Below are 15,450 nucleotides of genomic sequence, written 5' to 3'. Positions count from 1 at the left end.
GATCGGTCGAGTAAAGCGGGTAGGGCTAGTAGGGACACGTAACCGAACCACGGCCGGCTTTGGAGGCGCCGCACACCGTAGTGCGCTCACTGGCTTCGGCAGCCATACGCCGAGAACGATGGAGGACATCCATGTCACCCCGGCTCGACGCACCGCATGCACCGCATGCACCGCATGTACCGCCTACCCGCGGAGCGACGTCGACACCCCCTCCGGAACAAGCACATCTGGAACCCATCGCACAGAACGCGGTGCAGGACGTCGCCCCCACCGACGCCCTCGCCGGACTTCCGGAGATCCCCCCGTACGACGAGATCGGCCCGGTCGACGCGAGGGCCTTGTCCAAGACCCTGTTCGCGCGCCTGGAGTCCCTCGAAGAGGGCACGCACGACTACGCGTACGTCCGTAACACCCTGGTCGAACTGAACCTCGCGCTGGTCAGGTTCGCCGCCTCCCGCTTCCGCTCCCGCAGCGAGCCGATGGAAGACATCGTGCAGGTCGGCACCATCGGCCTGATCAAGGCGATCGACCGCTTCGAGCTGGCGCGCGGCGTCGAGTTCCCGACCTTCGCGATGCCGACCATCGTCGGCGAGATCAAGCGCTTCTTCCGTGACACCTCGTGGTCGGTGCGCGTCCCGCGCCGACTCCAGGAGCTGCGGCTCGACCTGGCCAGGGCGGGCGACGAACTGGCCCAGAAGCTGGACCGCGCGCCCACCGTCGCGGAACTGGCCGAGCGCCTCGACCTCTCCCACGACGAGGTCGTCGAGGGCATGGCGGCGTCGAACGCCTACACGGCCTCCTCGCTGGACGCCCAACCGGAGGACGACGACGCGGAAGGCGCCCTCGCCGACCGCATCGGCTACGAGGACCACGGCCTCGAAGGCATCGAGTACGTCGAGTCGTTGAAGCCGCTGATCGCCGAACTCCCGTCCCGCGACCGGCAGATCCTCTCCCTGCGCTTCGTCGCCGGCCTGACCCAGTCGGAGATCGGCGAGGAACTCGGCATCTCCCAGATGCACGTCTCGCGGCTGCTGTCGCGGACGCTGGTGCGGCTGCGGAACGGGCTGACGCTGGAGGAATGACGGACGCGGACGGACGCGGACGGCGCGGGTGCGGCGTCCCGGGCGCCCTCGGCCCCGGGGCGCCGCCCCCGCACCCGCTCCGGTTACCCCCGGAAACCTCCCCATGGGACGCCGGTCGCCACTAAGGTCGCCTCCACCCCAGACTGACTGGTACGTCAGCATCGGAGGCGACCTCATGGATTCCGACGCGCACCTCACCGAGCTGCTGCGCGCCGCCCCCGCCACGGCCTACCCGGCGCTGCGCGAGCTGCGCGCCCGCCACCATCCGGCCGTCCTGGCGTACGCCCGCCTGTGCACGACGAGCGAGCCGGCCGCGCGGCGACTGGCGGCGGAGGCGTTCACGCTCGCGGCCCGGGAGACGGCCCGCGGCAACGACTCCGGCAGCCCCTGGCGGCACCGGCTCCTGCTGCTCACCGGACAGGTCGCGGCGAGCTGGGCCGCGGACGACCGGGCGGGCGGACTGGACGCCGGACTTCTCCTGGTCCTCAACACTGCGGCCCACGGCGGCCCGAAGCCGCCGCTGCTCACCGCGTTCCGCTCCCTCCCCTCCGACGCCCAAGGCCTGGTCTGGTACGGCGTGTTGGAGCGCGAGCCCGTCGGCCGCACGGCCGGTCTGCTCGGCCTGACGACCCAGGACGTCACCTACGGAACGGCCCCCGCGCTCCAGTCCCTGGCGCAGACGGCGCTGCGGCTGCGCCTGGCCGCCTCCGACGATCCGCGCTGTGCGGACTTCCGCCGGCTGATCGAGGAGTCGGTCCGCCCGCAGGGCGCGCGGCACAGCCCCGACCTGGAGGCCCACCGCACCCACTGCCCGCACTGCGCCACGGCCTACGAGGAGCAGCACGCCCTGCGTGAGGATCCTCGCGGGGCGCTGGCGGAGGGGCTGTTGCCGTGGGGCGGGGCCGCGTACGCGCGCGAGGAACGGGAGTCGTCCACGGCGGGGGAACCGACCGCCGCCCGCCGCGCGCCCCGAGGCGTCGTGCTGGTCTCGGCGGCGCTGGGCGTGGCGGTGATACCCGTCCTGGCCGTGCTCCTGCTCCGGCCTTCGGACGACGCGCAGAACTCGGCGGGCGCGGTGGTGACGGGCCCGTCGAGCGCCCCGCAGGTGACGGTCACGGCGACGACGACGGCCACGGCGACCGTCTCGGCCTCGCCCACGCCGGCCGGTCCGTCCCCCTCGGCGTCCCCGAGTCCGGCCGGGCCGAAGCCGAGACCCACCCCGACCCCCACGCCCTCCCCGACGCACGCGCCCGGCGGCACGTTCGCCCAGGTGGTGAACGTCGCCACGGGGCGGTGCCTGGAGGTGGCGGGCGACTTCGACAACGGCACGGACGTGGTGACGGCGCCGTGCTCCGCCTCCCCCAGCCAACGGTGGCGGGTGGACGCGGCGCGCGGTGTCTTCCAGTCCTTGGCCGACCAGGACTTCTGCCTGGACAGCCGGGGTTCCGTGGACAAGGGCGTGGGGGTGTGGGACTGCGCGTCGGTGGCGGGCGACCACGGCGACAACCTGCGCTTCACAGTCGACGCCGACGGAACGATCCGCCCGGCCATCGCGAGAGAGACGGCACTGACGGCGGACGCGAGCGGCGGCGTGTCCCTGAACCCGCTGGACGACGCGGGGGACCAACGGTGGCGGGCGGGGTCGACCTGATGACCGCTCAGGCCTGGGCGGGGCGGCGAGGCGGCGAGGCCTAGGCGGCCTTCAACTCGCACCAGACGAGCTTGCCCCGATGCCCGAACCGGGACAGCGGCTGCCAGTGCCAGAGGTCCGAGCAGGCCCGCACCAACCCCATGCCCCGCCCGCCTTCCGCGTCCCCGACCTCCTCCAGCCGCCGCGGCGGTTCGGGCGGTTCGGGGTCGGCGTCCCAGGCCCCGATCTGCAGGACGCCGTCCCGGAACCGGAGCCGCAGACAGGCGGGTCCCTTGGTGTGCCGGACGGCATTGGAGATCAGCTCGGAGGCGAGCAGCTCGGCGGTGTCGACGAGGTCGGCCAGCCCGTGCAGGGTGAGGATCAGCCGAAGGGTGCGGCGGCAGACGGTGACGGCTCTGGGATCGGTGGGGATGTAAAGGGAGTACTCCCAGGAGTCGGGGACGGGGACGGTTTCAGGCATGGGTCAGCTCCAAGTAGGCAGGAGGTGGCGGGATTCCCCTTACGCAACGCGAAGGTTTCATCACCGACGGTAGACCTAACTTTTTAAGTTTCGCAAGCGGAGCGCGTAATCTGACCCCGAACGAGTCGCGCCCACGGGCGCGTTGAGAGGGGCACGCGATGGCATTGCGGCAGGACCCGACGGCACGTCAGATGCGCCTGGCGACCGAACTGCGCAGACTCCGGGAGGCAGCCGGCCTGACCTCCCGGGAAGCAGCGGCACTGCTCGGAGTCAGCGGCCCGCAGATCAGCCAGATCGAAGCCGGGCTGACGGGCGTGAGCGAGAAGCGACTCCGGCGCATGGCGGCCCAGTACGCGTGTACCGACGAGACACTCGTCGACGCGCTGGTCACGTGGGCGACGGACCGAACGCGCGGCTGGTGGGAGGAGTACCGAGGACTGCTGCCCACACCGTTCCTGGACCTCGCGGAACTGGAGCACCACGCCACGTCACTGCGGGAGGCCCAGTTCCTGTTCGTCCCCGGCCCGCTCCAGACAGCGGACTACGCTCGCGCGGTCTTCGCCGATCGGATTCCCGAACTCCCAGCGGGGGAACTGGAGTTGCGCGTCGAGCACCGTATGCGCCGCAAAGAGATGCTCTCAGGCTCCTACGAGGCGGTCGTCCACGAGGCGGCGCTGCGCATCATGGTCGGCGACCGCTCCGCCTCGCGAGCCCAGTTCGGGCACCTTCTCGAACTCTCGGAAGCAGCCCACATCACCGTACGCGTCATCCCGTTCGCGCTGGAGGGCTTCACCGGTGCCGCGAACGCCATGACGTATGCGGAAGGCCCCGTGCCGAAGCTGGACACCGTCGTACGCGATGGCCCTCAAGGCTCAGCCTTCATCGACTCCGAAGCCCAGCTCAGCGCATATCGAACGCTCTTCCGTAAGGTGGAAGCCGTGTCGCTTGAGGCCGAACGGTCCCGCGACTTCATCCAAAAGCTGGCGAATGAGCTGTGAGGCACCCCATGGGCACCCCGGACAACTGGTTGAAGTCGTCCTACTCGGGCCCCGGAGACGGCGACTCCTGCCTCGAACTCGCCTCCACCCCCGCCACCCTCCACCTCCGCGAATCCGACGACCCCACCACCGTCCTCACCGCCACCCCCACCCCCGTCACCCACCTCCTGCATGCCATACGCACCAAGTCCCTCTGACAAAGGACGCACCGCTTGGCCTTGTTCGTATGTGCGCGGTGCGACGCAGTGTCGACCGCCCCCGTGTCGCAGGTCGCGCTTCCCGTGCATGCTGATCACACGCTCTGAGAAGAACTCCTTCCCACCCTCATGGAACCGGGAACGTACGCCGTCGACCCGGAGCCCTCAGGGCCGCCGTTGCGGCCGTCGAGCGAGATCGGGGGCGCGCCGAAAACGATCGGCCTCGCGCCGGGCGACACGCGCGGCATGCGGCTGATCCCCGAGCGCCGCGGCGGCTACTGCAGGGGCGTGGATGGGCGGGACAGCCCGAACCCAAGGCTTGTCCCGCAATGAACTTCAGTGAAGATCCGACTGGACCTCGGTCAGTCGATGCCTTCGACGATGCGGAAATCGCGCTCGACGCCGCCGGAGAGGACGACCAGCGCCTCCTGGTAGGCCGCGCTCTCGTGCGCCGCGACGGCCTGCTCGAAGCTGTCGAACTCGATCAGGACGGTGCGCTCGGCGATTCCGGCGTCATGTGCCACGACCCGACCGCCACGGACGAGGACCCGGCCGCCCCCGGCCTTGACGGCCGCAGCGGCCAGCTTGTTGTAAGCAGCCAGCTTCTCAGGGTCTGAAATGGCGCGGTAGGCGCTGACCCAGTAGCCCTTGGGCATGGAACCTCCAGTGTGGGGATGAGTGCATCTGACTTACGGGTTGGTCTCGGACGAGCGTCGGCGGGCGAGAGCGAGGCTTATCAGCGTCGTGATCGCCATGGCTCCGATGCCGACCAGCGCCGCGGTGGTGGATGGGGGCGGAACGTAGTCACCGTGTGGGGAACGGGGTACCCCAGGGTTCCTCTTCCAGGAGGAGCCCGTTGGCCAGACAGCTGATGGTTTGGTACCAGCCGATCAGTACGAGCAGTTCAAGTAATTGAGCCTCTTCGTAGTACATGCGCAGGGCATCCCAGGCGGACTGTGTGAGCTGGGTTGTGTCGTTCAGTTCGTCAACCGCGTGGAGCAGTGCCGTGTGGCGTGGCGACCATGGAGCACGGACTGCCGCGTCGGGTTGGGTAGTTGCCCGGAGTTGCTCCAGGCTGAGTCCGGCCTGCGGCGCCAGGGTCGCGGCGTGGACGCCCCATTCATAAGCGCAGGCGGATCGCGCGGTCACGCGGGCGATGACGATCTCCCGGTCTATAGCGGGGAGGAGTCCACGGCTCAGCAGTCCGGCGCCGAGGGCGAACATTCGTGAGGCCAGCTCCGGGTTGCGGTGCAGTACGCGGAACAGAGCGAGTGGCTCGTGCGGCACACCCGGCGGCATCCATCGGCGGAGCGCCCGGTCGACGTCGGCGGTGTAGGGCGGGGTGAGCGGTTCGATGCGTGTCATCTCGGCATCTCCTGCTTCGATTTTCGAATCACTATGATGCTTCGAGAACCGAAGCGCAAGGAGTGAGTATGGAAGCCAGAGCGCCACGTCCGGGTGTGCCAGTGCGGGGATCCGAATCCGGTCGTCCAGTGATGGCCGCACTCGACCTGCTCGGACGGCGTTGGACGATGCGGATCCTGTGGGAACTGAGTCAAGCTCCGGCCGGCTTCCGTGAATTGCAGCGCCGATGCGAGCGCATGTCCTCCAGCGTGCTCAGTACCCGGATCGAGGAGCTGTCCGGCGCCCGCCTGCTCGCCCTGGACGGCGATGGCTACCGCCTCACCCAGCTCGGCCAGGACCTTGTCGAGGCGCTGAGTCCGCTGGACGCCTGGAGTCGACGTTGGGCCGAGGAAACGGGACCCGCGACGGCGGGAGGGCTGGAATGATCACCGCGTGGCGGGTCTGATCACGGCAGCGGTGCCGTCCTGGATAGTTCCCTTCAGCGGGCTGAACCCGCGCCAGTTCGGCAAGTTGGTGGCCTCGGTGCGACGGCAGGGAGTTGACGCCGCACGCCGGGGTCGGCCATGGGGCCTACCGCTGGAGGACCTAATACTCCTGGTCACGGCGTACTGGCGAACCAACTTGACGCTGCGCCAGCTCGGCCCGCTGTTCGGGGTCTCGAAGTCGTCAGCCGACCGCATCGTCGACCACCTCGGCCCTCTGCTCGCACTCCAGCCCCGAATCAGGTTCCGCAAATGCACCGTGCTCATCGTGGACGGAGCCCTGGTACCCACCCGCGACCACAAGGTGGCTGAACAGTCCAAGAATTACCGGTACTCCACCAACCATCAGGTTGTCATCGACGCGGACAGCCGCATGGTCGTCGCGGTCGGCCGTCCCCTTCCCGGCAACCGCGCCGACTGTAAAGCACGGGAGGAATCCGGGGCGAAGGCCGTCGTCGGCAAGACCATGACGATCGCTGACGGCGGCTACCCAGGAACCGGCCTCTTGATGCCCCACGGCACCGCGCAGGTGAAGAACTTCCCGACTGGAAGCAGGCGCACAACAGTGGGTGGTCCGCCCCACCTCGCCGTTACGGGGCAGTCTGCTGCTGGGCACCGAGCCGGTGTGGGCGGCAGCCGTCGACATCGCGCTCGCGGGGACCGGCCGGGTGGCTCGGGTTCGAAGCACGGTGCTGGTGCTCGTCGGGACGGGGTGGGGGCGGTCGGTCGCCGCGGCCGGGGCCGACACCGCTCAGACGACGCGGCGGCCGCGCTTCCACACGCCCGAGACGAGGGGGACGCCCGGGCGGTAGGCCAGGTGGACGTGGCTGGGGGCTTCGAGGAGGGTCAGGTCGGCGTAGGCGCCGGGGGTCACCCGGCCCACGTCCGTGCGGCGCAGGGCCGCCGCGCCGCCCGCCGTCGCCGACCACACCGCCTCGTCCGGGGTCATCCCCATGTCCCGCACCGCGAGCGCGACGCAGAACGGCACGGAGGACGTGAAGGACGAGCCCGGGTTGCAGTCCGTGGAGAGGGCCACGGTGACGCCCGCGTCCAGCAGACGGCGGGCGTTGGGCCACTGGGCGCGGGTGGAGAACTCCGCACCGGGCAGGAGGGTCGCGACCGTCGCGCCGCTGGCCAGCGCGTCGACGTCGGCGTCCGTGAGGTGGGTGCAGTGGTCCGCGCTGGCCGCGTCCAGTTCGACGGCCAGCTGCACGCCGGGGCCGTAGGAGAGCTGGTTGGCGTGGATGCGCGGGTGCAGGCCCTTCGCCCGGCCCGCCGTCAGGATCGCCCGGGCCTGGTCGCCGTCGAACGCGCCCTTCTCGCAGAAGACGTCGATCCAGCGGGCGTGCGGGGCGCAGGCGTCGAGCATCTCGCCGGTGACCAGCGCCACGTATCCGGCCGGGTCGTCGGCGTAGTCGGGGGAGACGATGTGCGCGCCGAGGTAGGTGACCTCGTCGGTGTGCTGCGCCGCGAGGCGCAGGGCGCGGGCCTCGTCGGCGACGGTGAGGCCGTAGCCGGACTTCGTCTCGAAGGTGGTGGTGCCCTGGCGGAGGGCCTCGGCGAGGAAACGGACGACGTTCGCCTCGAGTTCCTCGTCGCTCGCGGCGCGCGTCGCCGCCACCGTCGTGCGGATGCCGCCGGCGGTGTAGCCGCGGCCGGACATCCTCGCGTTGAACTCCTCGGTGCGGTCGCCCGCGAAGACGAGGTGGGAGTGGGAGTCGACGAAGCCCGGCAGGACCGCCCGGCCGCCGGCGTCGACCCGATTGTCAGTGGCGGGTGCTTTGCTTGATTCACCGGTCCACGCGACGCGGTCGCCGTCGATGACGACGGCCGCGTCCCGGATCAGTCCGAGAGGGGAACCGTCACCGAAGGAGGGGTCGTTGGTGACCAGCGTGGCGATGTTGGTGATGACGGTCGTCGTGCCGGTGCTGCTCATGGTGTCCTCGTGGGTGGCCGGGCGGGAATCGGTGATCAGGGAAGCGGTGATCAGCTGTGCAGTGCCGCGACGGCCCGCGCCAGAGCCTGCGGCACATCCGGGACGAGCGTGTGCACCCCGTCGCGCACCACGTGCCGTCCGGCGACGATCGTGTGCCGGACGTCCGCCGCGGTCGCCGCGAATACGGCCGTCTCGGCGCCGAGCCGGGGCAGCGGGCCCGCTGTCCTGACCGAGTCGAGGGCGATCGTCGTGAAGTCGGCGACCGCGCCGGCCTCCAGGTCGCCCGCGTCCGGGTTGCCGAGGGCCGCGTGGCCGTCGGCGGAGGCGGCGCGCAGCAGGGCGGCCGCCGTCCAGTGACCGCGGGTGCGGGTGCGCAGGCGCTCGTTCAGCTCCATCGCGCGGGCCTCTTCGAGGAGGTCGATGACGGCGTGGCTGTCGGAGCCGAGGGAGAGCGGTGAGCCCGCGGCCTGGAGGGCCACGGCCGGGCCGATGCCGTCGGCGAGGTCCCGTTCGGTCGTCGGGCACATGCAGGTGCCGGTGCCGGAGCGGCCGAGGAGGGCGATGTCCTCGTCGGTGAGGTGCGTGTTGTGGACGCCCGTGGTGCGCGGGCCGAGGACGCCGTGGTCGGCGAGCAGCTGGGTGGGCGTGCGGCCGTGGGCGTGCCGGCAGGCGTCGTTCTCGGCGGTCTGCTCGGACAGGTGCACATGCAGCGGCGCGCGGCGCTCCTCGGCCCAGCGCGCCACCGTCTCCAACTGGTCGGCGGGCACGGCCCGTACGGAGTGGATCGCCGCCCCGATCGTCGCGTGATCCCGTTCCTTGAGAAGTGAACAGCGTTCGGCCCAGGCGTCCGCGTCGCCGTCGGAGAAGCGCAGCTGGTGGGCGTTGGGGGCCTGTCCGAAGCCGGAGGAGAGGTAGGCGGTGTCGAGGAGGGTGATGCGGATGCCGGCGTCGGCGGCGGCTTCGATCAGGGCCTCGCCCATGGCGTTGGGGTCCGCGTAGGGGGTGCCGCCGTGGGCGTGGTGCAGATAGTGGAACTCGCCGACGGCCGTGATGCCGGCCAGCGCCATCTCCGCGTACACCGCGCGGGCCAGCTGGTGGTAGGTCTCCGGGGTCAGCCGGTCGGCGATCGAGTACATGATCTCGCGCCAGGTCCAGAAGGTGCCGGAGCCGACCTGGACGGTGCCGCGCAGGGCGCGGTGGAAGGCGTGCGAGTGGGCGTTCGCCAGCCCGGGGAGGGTGAGCCCGCGCAGCGGCTCGGCGCCGGGCGGCGGGGCGTCGACGCCCGTCCGGACGGCGGTGATGCGGCCGTCCGCCACCTCCAGGGCGACGCCCGGCTCGACGTTGGTGTCGAGCCAGGCGTGCTCCAGCCAGTACGTCCGTGTCCGCTGCGTGGAGGTCACCTGCAGGCCAGTCCTTCCAGTACGTCGGCGAGCGCGTGCACGCCGGCCACGCAGTCGTCCTCGGCGGCGAACTCGGCCGGGGAGTGCGAGACGCCGGTCGGGTTGCGCACGAACAGCATGGCGGTGGGGATGTCCCCGGAGAGGATGCCGGCGTCGTGTCCGGCCCCGGTGCCGAGGACGGGGATCTTCAGCTCGGGTTCCTGCTCCCTGCCGAGGATACGGGCGAGTTCGTCGCGCAGGGCGTGGTCGAACTCGACGACGGGCGTGAACGACTCACGGACGATGTCCAGGTCGATGCCGTGGACCTCGGCGTAGTCGCGCGCCGCGTCCTGCACACCGCCGACGACGGTGTCCAGGGTGGCCTGGTCGGCGGCCCGGGAGTCGAGCCAGCCGCGCACCAGGGACGGGATGGCGTTGACGCCGTTCGGCTCGACGGAGATCTTGCCGAAGGTGGCGACGGCTCCCGCGAGCCGCGCCTCGCGGCGGGCGGCGAGCACGGTCTCGGCGTACGGCAGCATCGGGTCGCGCCGGTCCACCAGGCGGGTGGTGCCGGCGTGGTTGGCCTCGCCGCGGAAGTCGAACCGCCAGCGTCCGTGCGGCCAGATGGCGCTCGCGATGCCGACCCGGTCGCCGGAGAGGTCCAGCGCGCGCCCCTGCTCCACGTGGAGTTCGACGAAGGCGCCGATGCGGGCGAGCCGCTCCGGGTCCGGGCCGATGGCGTCGGGGTCGAACCCGGCGGCTTCCATGGCCCGCGGGAGGGTGACCCCGTCGCCGTCGGTGAGCTTGTGGGCCTGGTCCACGGTGAGCTGTCCGGCGGTGAGCCGGGAGCCCACGCAGGCGAGCCCGAAGCGGGCGCCCTCCTCGTCGCCGAAGTTGACGAGGGCGAGCGGCCTGCTGAACTCGGCCTGCCGGGCGCGCAGTTCGTCCAGGGCGGCGAAGGAGGAGACCACGCCGAGGGGGCCGTCGAAGGCGCCGCCGTCGGGCACGGAGTCGAGGTGGGACCCGGTGACGACCGCGTCCCCGGCCGTCGGATCCCCGAGCCAGGCCCACTGGTTGCCGTTGCGGTCGACCTCGTAGGCCAGTCCGCGCGCCTTCGCCTGGTCCTTGAACCAGGCGCGGCAGTCGGCGTCGGCCCCGGTCCAGGCGTAGCGCCGGTAGCCGCCGGAGGCGGAGCTGCGGCCGACCGGCAGCAGCTCCGCCCACATGCTGTGGAAGCTCACGCGTCGTCACCCTCGCGCATGGGGACGCGCACGCCCTTCTCGTCCGCGACGCGCTCCGCGATGTCGTAGCCGGCGTCCACGTGCCGGATCACGCCCATCCCGGGGTCGTTCGTCAGGACGCGGCGGATCTTCTCGCCCGCGAGCTTGGTGCCGTCGGCGACCGAGACCTGGCCGGCGTGGATGGAGCGGCCCATGCCGACGCCGCCGCCGTGGTGGATGGAGACCCAGGACGCGCCGGAGGCGACGTTCACCATGGCGTTGAGGAGCGGCCAGTCGGCGATCGCGTCGGAGCCGTCGAGCATGGCCTCCGTCTCGCGGTACGGGGAGGCGACGGAGCCGCAGTCGAGGTGGTCGCGGCCGATCGCGAGCGGCGCGGCGAGCGTGCCGTCGGCGACCATGTCGTTGAAGAGGGCGCCCGCCTTGTCGCGCTCGCCCTGGCCCAGCCAGCAGATGCGGGCCGGCAGGCCCTGGAAGTGGACGCGCTCGCCGGCCATCTTGATCCAGCGGTGCAGCGACTCGTTCTCCGGGAACAGCTTCAGCAGCTCGCGGTCCGTCTTGTGGATGTCGGACGCCTCGCCGGACAGGGCCGCCCAGCGGAAGGGGCCCTTGCCCTCGCAGAAGAGGGGGCGGATGTAGGCGGGGACGAAGCCGGGGAAGGCGAACGCGCGGTCGTAGCCCGCGAGCTGGGCCTCGCCGCGGATGGAGTTGCCGTAGTCGAAGACCTCGGCGCCCGCGTCCATGAAGCCGACCATGGCCTCGACGTGCCGGGCCATGGACTCGCGGGAGCGGGTGGTGAAGCCGGCCGGGTCCTTGGCCGCAGCGTCGGCCATGTCGTCGAAGTCGATGCCGACGGGCAGGTACGACAGCGGGTCGTGCGCGGAGGTCTGGTCGGTGACGATGTCGATGGGGGCGCCCTCGGCGAGCATCTGCGGGAGCAGCTCGGCGGCGTTGCCCAGCAGGCCGATGGAGAGCGGCTTGCGCTGGTCGCGGGCCTCGACGGCGAGTCGGAGGGCGTGCTCCAGGGAGTCGGCCTTGACGTCCAGGTAGCGGTGCTCGATGCGGCGTTCGATGGCGCGCGGGTCGACGTCGATGCAGATGGCGACGCCGTCGTTCATCGTCACGGCGAGGGGCTGGGCGCCGCCCATGCCGCCGAGGCCGGCGGTGAGGGTGATCGTCCCGGCGAGGGTGCCGTTGACCCCTTTACCGATTGAATGCAGCTTCGCGGCGACGGCGGCGAAGGTCTCGTAGGTGCCCTGGAGGATGCCCTGGGTGCCGATGTAGATCCAGGAACCGGCGGTCATCTGGCCGTACATGGTGAGGCCGAGGGCCTCCAGGCGGCGGAACTCCTCCCAGTTGGCCCAGTCGCCGACGAGGTTGGAGTTGGCGATGAGGACGCGCGGGGCCCACTCGTGGGTCTGCATGACGCCGACCGGGCGGCCGGACTGGACGAGCATCGTCTCGTCCTGCTTCAGCGTGCGCAGCGTGCGGACCATCGCGTCGAAGGAGCGCCAGTCCCGGGCCGCCTTGCCGGTGCCGCCGTAGACGACGAGCTTGTCGGGGTGTTCGGCGACCTCGGGGTCCAGGTTGTTCTGCAGCATCCGCAGGGCGGCTTCCTGCTGCCATCCCAGGGCGCTCAGTTCCGTACCGCGGGGCGCTCGTACGGGGCGGGGTCCTGACATGGTCTGCCTCCTAGCCGGATTGTTGCTTTCCTTATTCACATCCTGACTGCCTGAATAGAGCTAGTCAATACATGAGGGCGCCGAGTCGCGGCTGCGGATGCGCAGAGGGCGCGAGAGAGCACAGCGGGGCGCGCACCGTCGCCGCCACCACCCCGGCACGCCGCGCACGCCGTTGACGCACGCCGGTGGGCACGGTGTTGAAGTGACACGAAGTGACGCATGGGGCGTCAGGGCCGCCGCAGACCTCAGGCCCGTCGGGGACGCCGACGCGGGCCCCGCGGGCCCGAAACGTGGACAGCCGACCCACCCTAGTCACCGCCGCGCATGTTCCGCTGGAAAATGCCAGAAGACTCACCCCTCGCGCATACGTTGCGTAGCGTCTTCATCACTGAGCCGAACCGCAGGCGGGAGGGGAGCCAACGGTGCCCGGAATCGACGAGTGCTTACTGGAGGCCATGCGGCTGCCCGGCGCCCGGGGCGCCGCGCTGGTCGACTGGACCAGCGGGCTCGCCCTGGGCGCGGTCGGGGAGTTCCCCGGCGGCGACCACGAGGCGGCCGCCGCCGAGGCCGCGGAGGTCGCCCGGCTCACCTCGGAGCAGCGCGCGTTCACCCCGGACGGCTATGTCGGCCCCGACGACGTCGACGGCGCGGAGGGAGCGGGCGGGGGCGTCGGGGCGGGGCTCGTCGACCCCCCGGTCGAGGATCTGATCATCAGCAACCGGGACAGCTACCACGTGCTGCGCTTCGTGCCGACGTCCTTCGACAGCAGTGTGTTCCTCCATGTGTGGCTGGGCCGGGCGGACGGCAATCTCGCGCTGGCCCGGATCCGGCTGGGCGAGATGGCCGGCCGGCTGGTGCTGGGGTGACCGCGGTGAGAACGACTCCGCCGGGCACGACCCCGCCGCCCCGGCTGCCGATCCGGGAGAAGTCGGGGGCCCGGGACGGCGGCGGGCTGTCGCCGATGCTGACCCGGCTCGCGGCCGAGCGGGCGACCGGCGTCCTGGAGCGCGAGCGCGGCTCGCTCTACCTCGCCGAGGGCCGGGTGGTGCACGCCGAGAGCCCGCTCGCCCCCGGCCTCGACGTACTGCTGCTGTCCCACGGCACCCTCTCCCCCGCCGTCTGGCAGGACGCCGTGGACCGGGCCGACGAGGACTACGGCGTCGCCCGTCTGCTGCTCGACGCCGGCCGGCTCCCGCGCGGCGCGCTGGAGCTGTGCCATCTGGAGGCGGTGTACGACGCGGCCTACTTCGCGCTCGCCCCCAGCAGCACCCCGGGCCACTTCCGGTACGGCGCCGGACACTGGCTCGGCGCCCTGCGGCCGGTCCCGGTCGACGCGGTCGAGCGCGAGACGCTGCGCCGCCGGGAGCTGCTGCACCGGCTGTGGCCGGACCCGCTGACCGACGGCGCGCCGCTGCGCCGGGCCGAGACCGTCGCCGCGCCGGCCCCGACCGCCCGGCAGAGCGCGGTGCTGGCCCTGGCGGACGGCGTGCGCACCGCGTCCGACATCGCCCGCGAGCTGGGCCGGCAGGCCTTCCACACCCTGGTGGACGTCCGGCGCCTCGCCGCGGCCGGCCTGCTCACCGCCCTCTTCCCGCCCCCGCTCCCCCACCACCACCCGCAGACCGCACCCCCGTCCCCCTCGCCATCCCCATCCCCATCCCCGTCCCCGTCCCCTCCCCGTCACGGGCGACCAGGAGCCCCGGATGCCCCAGGACTGCCCGCATCCCCCACGTCTCCCGCCCCCGACCCCCCGCCGGGCATCACCCTGCCCCGCGTCAACGACCCCGACATCACCCTGCTGAAGAGGCTCAGGGATGCGCTGGAGGCCCTTTGAACGGCAACGACCGCGGGCCGAGAGGAGCGAGCTGATGGCTTCCGCGCCCGAGATACTCGACGAACTGCGCAGACTGCGGGCCCGCGTGCCCCAGCTGACCGGCGCGCTCACGGCCGGCGTGGACGGCCTCGTCCTCGCCCACGACACCCCCGGCGTGGAGCCGGAGGTGGTGGCCGCGCTGACCGCCGCCGCCCTCGGCGTCGCGGTGCGGATGGCGGACACGACCGGCCAGGGCGAGTTCCGCGAACTGCTCGTACGCGGCCGGTACGGCTACGTCGCCACGTACGCGGCCGGTGAGAGCGCCGTGCTGACCCTGCTCGCGCAGGACCGCGTCAACGTCGGCCGGCTGCATCTGGAGGGCCGCCGGGCCGCCGCCCGCATCGGGGAGCTCGTCGACGCCCACGAGGCACAGGCGCGGCAGGCACGGACCGCCTCCACCAAGGCGGCGGCCAAGGCACCGGCCAAGGCACCGGCCAAGACCGAGGCCAAGACGGAGGCCCCGACGCCGGACGGGACGTCCGCCAAGACACCCGTCAAGCCGCCGGTGCGCAACGCTGCCAAGACCCCCACGGTACGGACCAGATCGGCGCGCGGCCCAACCACCACCAACGCGCGCACCACCACGGAAAGTTGAGAGGAACCGAGGAGTACAGCATGGCCAACACCGAAACCACCCTCAAAGAGTGTCTCGCCTCGATCGAGGGCGCGAACGGAGTCGCGCTCGTCGACTACACCAGCGGCATGGCGCTGGGCACGCTGGGCGGAAGCAAGGGGTTCGACCTCAACGTCGCCGCCGCCGGCAACACCGACGTGGTGCGCGCCAAGATGCGGACCATGGAGCACCTCGGGCTCAAGGCGCAGATCGAGGACATCCTCATCACCCTGTCCGACCAGTACCACCTGCTCCGTCTGATCAGCGGGCGCGGCGGCAACGGGCTCTTCCTCTACCTGGTCCTGGACGCCAAGCGGGCCAATCTCGCGATGGCCCGCCACCAGCTGAAGAAGATCGAGGAGGATCTGGAAGTCTGACGCCCGATCACTGACTGAGCGCTCCGCTGGAAGTGCCGCGATGGGCCGCCGTGTCGCTGCGGGCCCCAGCGGGCGGGCGCTCAATTACGGCCGCCCCCGGCGGGGGGCCCGGGAGCC

The 15,450-nt window shown here is 71.6% G+C and carries 16 protein-coding genes and 1 pseudogene; 10 read left to right on the top strand and 7 right to left on the bottom strand.

Translation table 11 applies throughout. From position 1 onward, the window contains the following. Positions 1-131: 131 nt before the first annotated feature. Both ACWCPF_RS38935 and ACWCPF_RS38930 read left to right on the top strand, forming a co-directional pair. Positions 132-1,082: an RNA polymerase sigma factor SigF gene (locus ACWCPF_RS38935; protein ID WP_451049868.1), complete on the top strand. Its 951-nt coding sequence runs from the start codon at positions 132-134 to the stop codon at positions 1,080-1,082. Between the two features lie 175 nt (positions 1,083-1,257). Beyond that, positions 1,258-2,733: a ricin-type beta-trefoil lectin domain protein gene (locus ACWCPF_RS38930; RefSeq protein WP_451049867.1), complete on the top strand. Its 1,476-nt coding sequence runs from the start codon at positions 1,258-1,260 to the stop codon at positions 2,731-2,733. A gap of 40 nt (positions 2,734-2,773) precedes the next feature. Here ACWCPF_RS38930 and ACWCPF_RS38925 read toward each other — a convergent pair whose 3' ends face one another. Further along, positions 2,774-3,193, bottom strand: a complete 420-nt coding sequence (locus ACWCPF_RS38925; RefSeq protein WP_451049866.1) for an ATP-binding protein — start codon at positions 3,191-3,193, stop codon at positions 2,774-2,776. Positions 3,194-3,351: 158 nt separating this feature from the next. Between ACWCPF_RS38925 and ACWCPF_RS38920 the strand changes: the two genes are divergently transcribed. Continuing rightward, entirely contained in the window at positions 3,352-4,191 is an 840-nt protein-coding gene (locus ACWCPF_RS38920) for a helix-turn-helix domain-containing protein (RefSeq protein ID WP_451049865.1), read from the top strand. 8 nt (positions 4,192-4,199) lie between these two features. Beyond that, positions 4,200-4,388, top strand: coding sequence for a DUF397 domain-containing protein (locus ACWCPF_RS38915; RefSeq protein WP_451049864.1), 189 nt, complete (start codon positions 4,200-4,202; stop codon positions 4,386-4,388). Positions 4,389-4,750: 362 nt separating this feature from the next. Here ACWCPF_RS38915 and ACWCPF_RS38910 read toward each other — a convergent pair whose 3' ends face one another. Further along, a complete protein-coding gene (locus tag ACWCPF_RS38910; RefSeq protein WP_451049863.1) occupies positions 4,751-5,044 on the bottom strand; it encodes a DUF1330 domain-containing protein in 294 nt (97 codons plus the stop codon). A gap of 148 nt (positions 5,045-5,192) precedes the next feature. Next, positions 5,193-5,753 (bottom strand): carboxymuconolactone decarboxylase family protein, encoded by a 561-nt coding sequence (locus tag ACWCPF_RS38905; RefSeq protein WP_451049862.1) that lies wholly within the window; start codon positions 5,751-5,753, stop codon positions 5,193-5,195. 68 nt (positions 5,754-5,821) lie between these two features. Between ACWCPF_RS38905 and ACWCPF_RS38900 the strand changes: the two genes are divergently transcribed. Continuing rightward, positions 5,822-6,178, top strand: a complete 357-nt coding sequence (locus ACWCPF_RS38900; protein WP_451049861.1) for a winged helix-turn-helix transcriptional regulator — start codon at positions 5,822-5,824, stop codon at positions 6,176-6,178. Positions 6,179-6,185: 7 nt separating this feature from the next. Beyond that, positions 6,186-6,799: pseudogene (locus tag ACWCPF_RS38895) on the top strand (transposase family protein); the annotation flags it as partial. A gap of 187 nt (positions 6,800-6,986) precedes the next feature. Here ACWCPF_RS38895 and hutI read toward each other — a convergent pair. The 4 genes from hutI to hutU are packed head-to-tail and all read right to left on the bottom strand — an operon-like array spanning position 6,987 to position 12,470. Further along, positions 6,987-8,171 carry an imidazolonepropionase gene (gene hutI / locus ACWCPF_RS38890; protein WP_451049860.1) on the bottom strand — a complete coding sequence of 395 codons (1,185 nt, stop codon included), beginning with the start codon at positions 8,169-8,171 and terminating at the stop codon, positions 6,987-6,989. A gap of 50 nt (positions 8,172-8,221) precedes the next feature. Then, positions 8,222-9,571, bottom strand: coding sequence for a formimidoylglutamate deiminase (locus ACWCPF_RS38885; RefSeq protein WP_451049859.1), 1,350 nt, complete (start codon positions 9,569-9,571; stop codon positions 8,222-8,224). Further along, entirely contained in the window at positions 9,568-10,791 is a 1,224-nt protein-coding gene (locus ACWCPF_RS38880) for an allantoate amidohydrolase (protein ID WP_451049858.1), read from the bottom strand. The genes ACWCPF_RS38885 and ACWCPF_RS38880 overlap by 4 nt, the downstream gene beginning before the upstream one ends. After that, on the bottom strand, positions 10,788-12,470 hold the full coding sequence (gene hutU / locus ACWCPF_RS38875) for a urocanate hydratase (RefSeq protein WP_451049857.1): 1,683 nt from the start codon (positions 12,468-12,470) through the stop codon (positions 10,788-10,790). The genes ACWCPF_RS38880 and hutU overlap by 4 nt, the downstream gene beginning before the upstream one ends. 422 nt (positions 12,471-12,892) lie before the next feature. On the opposite strand from hutU, the gene ACWCPF_RS38870 reads away from it, so the two are divergent. Genes ACWCPF_RS38870 through ACWCPF_RS38855 form a run of 4 tightly spaced genes read left to right on the top strand, consistent with a single transcriptional unit; the run spans position 12,893 to position 15,333 of the window. After that, positions 12,893-13,336 carry a hypothetical protein gene (locus ACWCPF_RS38870; protein WP_451049856.1) on the top strand — a complete coding sequence of 148 codons (444 nt, stop codon included), beginning with the start codon at positions 12,893-12,895 and terminating at the stop codon, positions 13,334-13,336. Next, positions 13,333-14,304 (top strand): transcriptional regulator, encoded by a 972-nt coding sequence (locus ACWCPF_RS38865; RefSeq protein WP_451049855.1) that lies wholly within the window; start codon positions 13,333-13,335, stop codon positions 14,302-14,304. The genes ACWCPF_RS38870 and ACWCPF_RS38865 overlap by 4 nt, the downstream gene beginning before the upstream one ends. Before the next feature lie 34 nt (positions 14,305-14,338). Then, positions 14,339-14,938 (top strand): roadblock/LC7 domain-containing protein, encoded by a 600-nt coding sequence (locus ACWCPF_RS38860; RefSeq protein ID WP_451049854.1) that lies wholly within the window; start codon positions 14,339-14,341, stop codon positions 14,936-14,938. A 20-nt stretch (positions 14,939-14,958) separates the two neighbouring features. Next, positions 14,959-15,333 (top strand): hypothetical protein, encoded by a 375-nt coding sequence (locus ACWCPF_RS38855; RefSeq protein WP_451049853.1) that lies wholly within the window; start codon positions 14,959-14,961, stop codon positions 15,331-15,333. Positions 15,334-15,450 lie beyond the last annotated feature (117 nt).

Source organism: Streptomyces sp. NPDC001858, from assembly GCF_053594615.1.
The sequence above is the reverse complement of the archived record's forward strand: the minus strand, read 5'-3'. Positions and strand labels throughout refer to the sequence as shown.

Coding starts and splice junctions, on each gene's coding strand:
- hutI (WP_451049860.1), bottom strand. CDS start 8,171: ATGAGCAGCACCGGCACGACGACCGTCATCACCAACATCGCCACGCTG.
- ACWCPF_RS38930 (WP_451049867.1), top strand. CDS start 1,258: ATGGATTCCGACGCGCACCTCACCGAGCTGCTGCGCGCCGCCCCCGCC.
- ACWCPF_RS38855 (WP_451049853.1), top strand. CDS start 14,959: ATGGCCAACACCGAAACCACCCTCAAAGAGTGTCTCGCCTCGATCGAG.
- ACWCPF_RS38900 (WP_451049861.1), top strand. CDS start 5,822: ATGGAAGCCAGAGCGCCACGTCCGGGTGTGCCAGTGCGGGGATCCGAA.
- ACWCPF_RS38935 (WP_451049868.1), top strand. CDS start 132: ATGTCACCCCGGCTCGACGCACCGCATGCACCGCATGCACCGCATGTA.
- ACWCPF_RS38925 (WP_451049866.1), bottom strand. CDS start 3,193: ATGCCTGAAACCGTCCCCGTCCCCGACTCCTGGGAGTACTCCCTTTAC.
- ACWCPF_RS38910 (WP_451049863.1), bottom strand. CDS start 5,044: ATGCCCAAGGGCTACTGGGTCAGCGCCTACCGCGCCATTTCAGACCCT.
- ACWCPF_RS38920 (WP_451049865.1), top strand. CDS start 3,352: ATGGCATTGCGGCAGGACCCGACGGCACGTCAGATGCGCCTGGCGACC.
- hutU (WP_451049857.1), bottom strand. CDS start 12,470: ATGTCAGGACCCCGCCCCGTACGAGCGCCCCGCGGTACGGAACTGAGC.
- ACWCPF_RS38905 (WP_451049862.1), bottom strand. CDS start 5,753: ATGACACGCATCGAACCGCTCACCCCGCCCTACACCGCCGACGTCGAC.
- ACWCPF_RS38860 (WP_451049854.1), top strand. CDS start 14,339: ATGGCTTCCGCGCCCGAGATACTCGACGAACTGCGCAGACTGCGGGCC.
- ACWCPF_RS38915 (WP_451049864.1), top strand. CDS start 4,200: ATGGGCACCCCGGACAACTGGTTGAAGTCGTCCTACTCGGGCCCCGGA.